Raw genomic sequence first — 9,570 nt, forward strand, 5'->3', positions numbered from 1 at the left:
GAACGCCATAATCAGAACCCGAAGCCTTACAGGTGGACGAAATCCGCACACGACATCCTGGCCTCCGTCAAACGTTTCTGCCAGAAAGTCCAGGACTTATGACACGAATTTCGGATTCAGATGACTAGTTCCGTGCTCGCCAGCTGAGGACACTCGAAGAATTCCCTGCGTAAGGAGCAAGGGTGCAACCTGTCGGAAGTTTGACGAGCTGCATTGCGTGTTCGACATCGCTCGATTGAAGGAGGAACTTCGAGCGCTCGAAATCGCACCCCAAATCACGTCGCTCGCAAGTCCGGGAGGCAAGGCGGTGGTTCGACCCGAGCACCGATGATCACGCTGTCGATAATACTCCAGTGATTTTTTGCAAGCCGCACCCGACGGGAGGTCTATTGCGAACTGGACCTTCCGAACAGTCTAGAATGGCTTCTACAAAATGGTTGCGCGTTCGTTGAAGCTGGACGTTCGATCACGATCCGGGTGGCGAGTCTGAGTTATGACTAAATACTCGATCTTGCGAAACCCCCGCCGCACTTTCGCGAGTGAACCTATGGGCTGCTTGGTGCGACATTCTCCTCGAAAAGCGCCCGCTGTCTAGCGGGCGAGTTCGTGATGCTCTTCGCTGCGGGGCCGTTGTTTGAAAGCCGGGGCTCTACTGTACTGCCCGCCGCTTGCGCACCAGGATCGGTCCATACTCAGCGCAGAACAGCGCGAAGGCCAGGATCCACGCGCTTCCGGAGACGGCATAGAGGCTCGCTGCAACGGAGGGAAATATTTCCGCCAGCGGGCGCAACAGTGCCGACACCACGATCGCGGCATAGGAAGCGGCCGTCAATCGCGATGCGGTAAGCGCATAACCCGTGTGGCCGCGGCTGGCGCGGGTCATGACCGCTAGCATCATCGCGGCGATGGCGCCCACCGTGAGCACATGCATGACGGAATGTTCCTCGACGAAGCCGAGCGCGCCGATGCCGATTGCGGCGAATCCCAGGGGAACGAACGCATAGGCGACGTGCAGTATGATGAGCAGCATTTCAGGCCAGGTGCGCCAACCGCGCCAGCGGGCGAGCCGGACGGTGTGCAGCAGTGAGGCGGCGAAAGCCGCCACCGCCGTGACCGGATGGTCGGGAACAAGCGTCCATGCGCCAAGCGCTGCGATGCCTGCGAGAATGGCGACTGTGTCGAAGTGGTTGTAGGGGACCGGAAATTCGGCCCGACCGGCACGATTCAGCCAGTTGCGGGTGAAGCTCGGCAAGATCCGACCGCCGATGATGGTGACGAGAGCCACATAGGCGGAAATACCGAGGCGCATTGCGATATGAGGATGGTCTCCCATGACCACGGCGAAATGAAAGCAGGCATTGGCGAGCGACAACGCGAGGAGACTGCCCAACACCTTCAGATCCTTCCACTTGCGGCCGGCGATCACCTCGCGGGCGCAGATCAAGAGCAGCGCCGGGAGGAAGAGGCCGTCTATCGCCGCTGCGGGCGGGATGCCGATCACATCCGGGGAAAGCAACGCCGCGCGTCCCGCCAGCCACAGCGCGAACAGTGCGGCGAGCGGCCAGCCGGAGACGGGGAGGCGGCCTGTCCAATTCGGTACCGCGGTCAGCAAGAAGCCGGCAAGGACAGCCGGGGCGAAGCCGAACAGCATCTCGTGCGCATGCCAGGCGTGAGCCCCATAGCTGCCGGCGACTTCGAGATGACCTGCGAGGGCCGCGATCCAGAGGGTCATGGCGACGACCGCCCAAACAGCGGCGCCCAGGAAGAAGGGCCTGAACCCGTACGAAAAGAGCACCGGGCCCGTGCGGGCGAGGCCCCGCGGCACGTAGCCTTCCCGCTTGGCCACCTTTGATCCATTCATGCTTCAACTCCTGATATCTGGTCGCCTCTGACTACCGGAGTTGCGCAAGGTCTTCTTTGACAATTGGCAAAGACAGGGCAGGTGAGTACTGCGGCAACGCCATACGGAGTTGTCGCCCCTGCAAGCCAAAATGTCGCACCAGGGCAATTTGACTGTTTGCTCCACCTCAAAGAGCCCGCCAGCTACCACCCTAGGATGAGCATGACCGGGCGATATTCGCTCCGTCTTCGCAAGGAGAGGTTCCATGTCTGAGCAATTCCAGATGACACGGCGCAGCATGCTGGCAGGCGCCGCGATCGCAGGTGCCGTGACGCCGCTGATCGGCGCTGTGGCTGCGCATGCGGAAGAAGCGGTCGGCCAGATCACCCACGTCGACGTCGCATCGCTGCCCCGTGTCAAGATTGACCTGGTGAAACCGCCCTTCGTCCACGCGCATACGCAGAAGGCGGAAGGCGGCCCGAAGGTCGTCGAGTTCACGCTGACGATTGAGGAGAAGAAGATCGTCATCGACGAGCGAGGTACGGAGCTCCATGCCATGACCTTCAACGGCTCGGTACCCGGTCCGCTGATGGTCGTGCACCAGGACGACTATGTCGAGTTGACGCTGATCAATCCGGATACGAACACGCTGCAGCACAATATCGACTTCCACTCGGCGACCGGCGCCCTGGGGGGCGGCGCGCTGACGGTCGTCAATCCGGGCGATACCACGGTGCTGCGCTTCAAGGCGACCAAGGCGGGCGTCTTCGTCTACCACTGCGCACCTCCCGGCATGGTTCCGTGGCACGTCACTTCCGGGATGAACGGCGCGATTATGGTGCTGCCGCGCGAAGGACTGACCGACGGCAAAGGCAAGCCAATCACCTATGACAAGGTCTACTATGTCGGCGAGCAGGACTTCTATGTGCCGCGCGACGCAAACGGCAACTTCAAGAAGTATGAAAGCGCCGGGGATGCTTATGCCGACACGCTCGAAGTGATGCGCACGCTGACCCCGACCCACATCGTCTTCAACGGCGCAGTGGGGGCGCTCACCGGCGACAACGCACTCAAGGCGACTGTCGGCGAAAAGGTGCTGATCGTCCACTCTCAGGCAAACCGCGACACCCGCCCGCATCTGATCGGCGGTCATGGCGATTATGTCTGGGCTACCGGTAAATTCCGCAACCCTCCGGACGTCGATCAGGAGACCTGGTTCATACCCGGCGGCACGGCGGGCGCTGCCTTTTACACCTTCGAGCAGCCCGGAATCTATGCCTACGTCAACCACAACCTTATCGAGGCGTTCGAGCTTGGCGCCGCCGCCCATTTCGCCGTCACCGGCGAGTGGAACGATGACTTGATGACCTCAGTTCGTGCTCCTTCGGGCACCTGAATGAAACCGGTCGCTCCGATGCCTGCTTCGGAGCGACCGGCCGACTCGCCGTTGGATCCCTCGGCGAACCAGCATGGTAGGGATTGCCGCTAGGAGGCCGCCATGGCCGCACTTTCCAGAAGCAGAGAAGTCGCTCCCCTCTCGCTTGCAATACCCTCCGCGCTCCTTTTGGTTCTCGCGGGGCTTTTCGCAATTGAGACAGGGCTGCTGGGCAGGGCTCCGTCGGGCAGCGCCCTCGACGCGCCGGCTGTCGTGACCGTCGTCCCGCGAGATTTCCGGTACCGCGTCGCCGGGGAGTTCTTCAAGAACGGCTATGCCGTCGACGGGCCGGTGGAGACGGTGCGCGTGAGCGCGCCGCTCGTCATCATGAAATACCAAGTGACCGCCGCCGACTACGCGCGCTGCGTCGCGGAAAAGGCATGCCCGCCGGCCGAACCCGAGCACGTACCCCGAGATCCTGCAAGCACGCCGGCAACGGGCGTCAGCTTCGACGATGCGCAAGCCTATGCCGCCTGGCTCAGCCGACGAACCGGCGAAACCTGGGTGCTGCCGACGGATGAGCAGCTTGCCTTTGCGGCCGGCAGTCGTTTTCCCGACGACGCGCTCGGCGTCGAGGACGACGGGTCCAATCCAGCCGTGCGGTGGCTAGCCGACTACTACCGCGAAACGGCGCGCAAGGCGTCCCGCGAGCCGGAACCGCAGCGGCTCGGACATTTCGGCGAGAGCGAGACGGGCCTCGCCGACTTTGCCGGCAATGTGTGGGAATGGACCACGACCTGCGTTAGGCGTGTCACCCTCGACCGCACAGGCAACGTTACCAGCGACGACTCATCCTGCGGCATCTACATCGCAACCGGCAAGCATCGGGCCGCGCTCAGTTCCTTTGTCCGCAACCCTAAGGGGGGCGGCTGCGCAGTCGGCGCGCCACCGGACAACGTGGGCTTCCGCCTGGTGAAGGATAAGCGGTGGTATGCACTCTTGCTGCTGAGGCTCCGTGAGAAGGGCCTCGACGTCTGAGATGCCTTGCACGCTTTTCAACCACTCACGACAACCGCATTCTGTCACGCCGCCAATACTCCGCTGTTTTCCCTCCTTCCGCCATGATAGTGAGATCACGGCCGCGTTGGTTCCGATTAAGGGATCCTGCAGTAGGAAAACGGAATGAAGATCGACCGGAGTGTCATACGGTCGCTTGCCCTGTTTGCCAGGATGAGCGACGCAGATCTGGACAGATTGCTGAACCACGCAACGGCAAGACGCGTGCCGCAAGGCGATGCTGTTTTCGAGCAGGGTCAGACAGCCACCAGCTTCTTCCTGCTCCTGCATGGGCGGCTGAAGGTGACCCAAGTCACCGAGGATGGTCAGCAAATCATCGTGCGCGTCGTCCATCCGGGTGACCTTTTTGGATTTGCAAGGGCGCTGCAGCGTTCGGATTATCCCGGTACAGCGACCGCCGCCACGGAAAGCCTCGCTCTTTCCTGGCCTACGGATCTCTGGCCACAGTTCGTCGAGCAGAATCCGCATCTGGCCGTCAGCACCATGCAGACGATCGGCCAGCGCCTCGAAGAGGCGCACACGCGCATTCGCGAGATGTCGACCCAGGAAGTCGAGAGGCGCGTCGCGCATGCGGTGCTGCGCCTTTCGCGGCAGGCGGGCAAGCAGGAAAAAGGCGGCGTCCGCATCGATTTTCCAATCTCCCGCCAGGACATCGCTGAAATGACGGGAACCACACTGCACACGGTGTCGCGCATTCTCAGCGCCTGGGAGCAGAAGGGACTGGTCGAGGGCGGTCGTCAGAAGCTCATCATCTGCGACCTGCCGGGCTTGGCGGCCCTCGCGGAAGGCGGGCGCGACTAGACGGATTTTTCGGTGGCTATTTGACAAGCATCAAAGAGGAGGTGCTCTTTCTATTCTATCTCCTTGCCGCAAGAACCGAACAGGGTTCTGAAACCAAGGAGAATTTCAAGTGCGCATAATCGCAAAGAGCATGGCAGTCGCCGCAGTTCTTGCCGCCTTCACCGGTACAGCATTCGCCGCCGATTTCGAGGTCCGCATGCTAAACAAGGGCGCCGAGGGAGCGATGGTCTTCGAGCCGGCATTCGTCAAAGTCAACCCCGGCGACAGCGTCACGTTTGTTCCGACTGACAAGGGACATAACGTCGAGACGATAAAGGACATGATACCCGACGGGGCCTCGGCCTTCAAAAGCAAGATGAACGAGACCTACAAGGTGAGTTTCGACGTGCCAGGAGTCTACGGCGTGAAATGCACGCCGCACGTCGGCATGGGCATGGTCGGAGCAGTCGTGGTCGGTGATGCGCCCGCCAATGTCGAAAAGGTAAAGGCAGTGAAGCTGCCCAAGAAGGCACGGGAGCGCCTCGACGCGGCACTCGCGGTGGCCCTCCAATAGCATCGACAGCACGCCAAACGAGTAACGGACCCGGCGCAGCACACTCCTGTCTGCGCCGGGTTTGTTTAGTGCCGTTCTCGTTAATTTAGTCGTACGAAATATACCTGCATCTTCACCATCGCGACCGAGTTGACGCCGCCTTCTTCAAGGGGCGTATATGCGGTGACGGGATCAATATTAGAGGCAAGAGCGCGTCGAAGCGAGGAATGGTCGCGCACCGCGGGGCCTCGAACGGGACGATTTGCACCATTGCATCTCCATGGTCTATGGGATAGCCGAGATGCGGTGGGCCGTATCCGACGCTGGGTGCAGCAGTAATACATCATCGTCTCCGGTGGATAACGGAATGCATGCAGAAAGCGTTGTTGAGAGGACGAGGCTCGGGCAGAAGCTCGTCCGGTGGCGAGGCGACGGGATCTCGGCCTATGTTCTCGGGACTGTAGCTGTCTTAAACATTCTTGCCATTAGACTCGCATTTCGGGAACTCTTCGGCGACAGCTTTCTGCTCTTGTCGCTTACCCCTGCCGTTCTCGTGGTCGCGATGGTCGGCGGGCTGAAACCGATCACCTTCGCAGCAGGGCTTTCGCTTCTTGCAGCATCATCTCTTCGTTGGATAGAGAACCCGTTCGAGCCGACAATCGGCGAGCTGATCGCCTTCGGCTCGACACTGCTCCTGATCGTGGCTCTGGGAGAAGTGCTTCAGGCGGCAAGACGCGCCATCGACCGGACCGAGGGTGTCGTAAGAGCCCGCGACGCGCATCTGAGATCCATACTGGATACTGTTCCGGATGCCACAGTGGTCAGCGCTACCGACGGCACAATCGTATCCTTCAACGCCGCGGCCGTCCGGCAGTTCGGATACGCTGAGGAGGAGGTCATCGGCCAGAACCTGCGCATATTGATGCCGGAACCCTACCGCCACGAACACGACGGATATCTGCAGCGCTACATGGCAACCGGGGAAAAGCGCATCATCGGTATCGATCGCGTTGTCTCGGGGCAGCGGAAGGATGGATCGACGTTTCCGATGAAGCTCGCCGTGGGGGAGATGCGCTCGGGCGGCGAGAGGTTCTTCACAGGCTTCATCAGAGACCTTACGGAGCGGGAGGAGTCTGCCGCACGGCTCGAGCAGATACAGGATGAACTGGCGCGCCTTGCCCGCCTAAACGAGATGGGCGAAATGGCTTCGACGCTTGCCCACGAACTGAACCAGCCGTTGTCGGCGATCGCCAACTATTCGCATGGCTGTACGAGGCTGTTGCGTGACATGGACGACGCCGTCGCTACGCGAATGCGAGAGGCGCTCGAAGAGGTGGCGAGCCAGTCGCTGCGGGCCGGCCAGATCATCAAACATCTGAGGGAATTCGTCACCAACGGCGAGACGGAGAAGGCTCCGGAAGACATTCGCAAGCTGGTCGGGGAGTCTGCGGCCCTGGCTCTGGTCGGTTCGCGCGAGCAGGGCGTCCGCACCGTATTCGAGTATCTGCCCGATGCCGAAATGGTAATGGTCGACCGGATCCAGGTGCAGCAGGTCCTCATCAATCTGATGCGCAACGCGATCGAGGCGATGCGCCACGTCGACCGCCGGGAGCTGACGATCCGCACGATGCCGGCCGATCCGGGCGAGATAGCAGTCGTCGTTGAAGACTCCGGCGGAGGCATTCCGGAAGAAGTCGCCGGTCAGCTCTTCAAGCCGTTCGTCACGACCAAGGCAAGCGGAATGGGCATCGGACTGTCCATTTCGAAGCGGATCGTCGAGGCGCATGGCGGTGAGATGACTGTCTCGAAAAATGCAGCCGGCGGGGCCACTTTCCGGTTCACGCTTCCCGCCTATCTAGAAGAACGGATCGTTGCAAATGACTGATTATACGGTGCACATTGTTGATGACGAAGAGCCGGTCAGGAAGTCGCTGGCATTCATGCTGACAATGAACGGATTCGCCGTGAAAATGCATCAATCGGCCGAGGCCTTTCTGGCTTTCGCGCCGGACGTCAGAAACGGGGTTCTCGTGACGGACCTGAGAATGCCGGACATGTCCGGCGTAGAGCTTCTGCGCAATCTCGGCGATCGCAAGATCAATATACCGTCAATCGTGATTACCGGGCACGGCGACGTGCCCATGGCGGTGGAAGCCATGAAGGCGGGGGCGGTGGACTTCATAGAGAAGCCTTTCGAGGATACCGTGATCATTGAGGCCATCGAGAGGGCGTCTGAAGATCTGGTGGCTGCGGAAGCCGATGTGGACGAAGCCAACGATATCCGAGCCAGGCTCCAGACGCTGAGCGAGAGAGAACGCCAGGTGCTCTCGGCAGTTGTCGCGGGCCTTCCCAACAAGTCAATCGCCTACGACCTGGACATCAGCCCACGCACCGTCGAGGTACACCGCGCCAATGTGATGGCCAAGATGAAGGCGAAGAGCCTTCCCCATCTCGTGCGAATGGCTCTGGCCTCAGGTTTCGGTCCTTCCTGATCTGCCGAGTTGATCTCGCGCAATGCGGCGCCTTGCCCAAACGGCTTATTGGCAGCTCATTGCGGGCATGCGCCCGCCGGATTGCGCGGGACTCAAATTGTTGGATGCGAAAACCATTATCGTCGTTGCAGCGGACCAAGGCCTCCGGCGGTCCGTCGCATTCGCGCTGGAAGTCGAAGGATACTCCACCGAATCCTACGACACCGTGCAGAAGGCTTAAGCCTTGTCTTATGACTTTTGCTGCCGAACAGGCGAAGGATGAACCGCTGCGAGAGGGTTGCCGCCCTCCCTCAGCGGCGAGGGTCGGATCGTTGAAGCGCAGACCGTTTGATGGGGTCGAGCTAGAGTCGGATCGCCCTCGTCTTTCTCTTTGGTCCTGAACGGATACCCGGAGTTTGGCTCCGGATGACAAGCAGAGGACAAGCGAAAGATGATGAAGGATACCATCGGCGACGATATCTCGAAAGACCAGCTCGACGCTCACCGGATGAGCAACGGCGCGAAGCGTCGCTTTACCAACGACACAGTCGGCCACAGAGCTTTCAGGGTTGGCTCGGTCAAACCGAGACCATCCATGGCTTGCACCGGGCCTTCGAACGCCGGCTGGACGTGGCGGGGCGCAGCACTCGTCAAGGTCAATCCGCGTCAGGCGCGGCGCTTTGCTGAAGCCACGGGCAAACTGGCCAAGACCGACCGGATGGACGCCGCAATGCTTGCGCGCATGGGAGCACTCCTCGAACTCGAAGCACGGCCGGTACGAAGCGCCATCCTCAACGATCTCAAGGATTTGCACATGACCCGCGAGGCGCTGGTCAAGAACCGTACTGCGGCCAGAAACAGAGCAAAAACCTAACCTTGGCCATCCTCAAGCGACACAACACCGAGCAACTCAGGCAGATCGAGCGTCAGATGATCGCGATCGAAAAGAGATTATGCTGCTCATTAAGAACGATCCGGACCTTGCAGGCCGCTTCGACATCCTTGTCCCGATCCCGGGCCTGTCTGCAGTCACTGCCTTCGCGCTCCTGATCGACATGCCGGAACTCGGCACACTCGATCAAGGGCAGGCAGCCTCGCTCGCAGGCCTGGCACGCGTCGCACGGCAGTCCGGCGCATGGCCCGGCCGCGCCTTCATCCGCGGCGGCCGGGCCAATGTCCGGCGGGCCCTATACATGCCGGCACTCGTCGCCATGCGCTTCAATCCCGATCTCAAGGCAAAATACGACCAGCTAAAGGCCGCCGGAAAAGCACCAAAGGTTGCCATCACAGCGATCGTGCGAAAACTCATCGTTCTGGCAAACGCGCTGCTCACGCAAGGCAGAAAATGGGAGCCGTCCTTGCCTTGACCAACACGGATACTCTAGCGGGGAAGCGCTCTGCACGATTCTCGACGATGAGATGTTGAAGTCAGAGACCGTGGCCGCCACGCAATTGTTTAAGAATCTTGGATCGC

At 60.8% G+C, this 9,570-nt stretch carries 9 protein-coding genes and 1 pseudogene; 9 read left to right on the forward strand and 1 reads right to left on the reverse strand.

Annotated features, from left to right (window positions below):
- Positions 1–649 precede the first annotated feature (649 nt).
- A complete protein-coding gene (locus FB009_RS32265) occupies positions 650–1,861 on the reverse strand; it encodes an NnrS family protein (RefSeq protein WP_011970958.1) in 1,212 nt (403 codons plus the stop codon).
- A gap of 244 nt (positions 1,862–2,105) precedes the next feature.
- Between FB009_RS32265 and nirK the strand changes: the two genes are divergently transcribed.
- The 9 genes and pseudogenes from nirK to FB009_RS34055 all read left to right on the forward strand — a co-directional run bounded on the left by nirK (position 2,106) and on the right by FB009_RS34055 (position 9,463).
- The gene (nirK, locus tag FB009_RS32270) at positions 2,106–3,236 is read left to right on the forward strand and encodes a copper-containing nitrite reductase (protein ID WP_011970957.1); all 1,131 of its coding nucleotides are present in this window, start codon (positions 2,106–2,108) and stop codon (positions 3,234–3,236) included.
- A gap of 102 nt (positions 3,237–3,338) precedes the next feature.
- A complete protein-coding gene (locus FB009_RS32275) occupies positions 3,339–4,253 on the forward strand; it encodes an SUMF1/EgtB/PvdO family nonheme iron enzyme (RefSeq protein WP_024324378.1) in 915 nt (304 codons plus the stop codon).
- A 144-nt stretch (positions 4,254–4,397) separates the two neighbouring features.
- Entirely contained in the window at positions 4,398–5,093 is a 696-nt protein-coding gene (locus tag FB009_RS32280; RefSeq protein WP_011970955.1) for a Crp/Fnr family transcriptional regulator, read from the forward strand.
- 109 nt (positions 5,094–5,202) lie between these two features.
- Positions 5,203–5,646: a pseudoazurin gene (locus FB009_RS32285; RefSeq protein WP_011970954.1), complete on the forward strand. Its 444-nt coding sequence runs from the start codon at positions 5,203–5,205 to the stop codon at positions 5,644–5,646.
- Between the two features lie 346 nt (positions 5,647–5,992).
- Positions 5,993–7,510 carry a PAS domain-containing sensor histidine kinase gene (gene fixL, locus FB009_RS32290; protein ID WP_024312331.1) on the forward strand — a complete coding sequence of 506 codons (1,518 nt, stop codon included), beginning with the start codon at positions 5,993–5,995 and terminating at the stop codon, positions 7,508–7,510.
- Positions 7,503–8,117, forward strand: coding sequence for a response regulator FixJ (gene fixJ, locus FB009_RS32295; protein ID WP_011970952.1), 615 nt, complete (start codon positions 7,503–7,505; stop codon positions 8,115–8,117). Before fixL ends, fixJ begins: the two co-directional genes overlap by 8 nt.
- Positions 8,118–8,214: 97 nt before the next feature.
- Positions 8,215–8,334: pseudogene (locus FB009_RS33605) on the forward strand (transcriptional regulator); the annotation flags it as partial.
- Between the two features lie 213 nt (positions 8,335–8,547).
- Positions 8,548–8,970 carry an IS110 family transposase gene (locus FB009_RS34050; RefSeq protein WP_018009715.1) on the forward strand — a complete coding sequence of 141 codons (423 nt, stop codon included), beginning with the start codon at positions 8,548–8,550 and terminating at the stop codon, positions 8,968–8,970.
- A gap of 79 nt (positions 8,971–9,049) precedes the next feature.
- Positions 9,050–9,463 (forward strand): transposase, encoded by a 414-nt coding sequence (locus FB009_RS34055; protein ID WP_375714210.1) that lies wholly within the window; start codon positions 9,050–9,052, stop codon positions 9,461–9,463.
- The last annotated feature ends 107 nt before the right edge of the window (positions 9,464–9,570 follow it).

The organism is Sinorhizobium medicae (assembly GCF_007827695.1).
GTDB lineage: Bacteria > Pseudomonadota > Alphaproteobacteria > Rhizobiales > Rhizobiaceae > Sinorhizobium > Sinorhizobium medicae.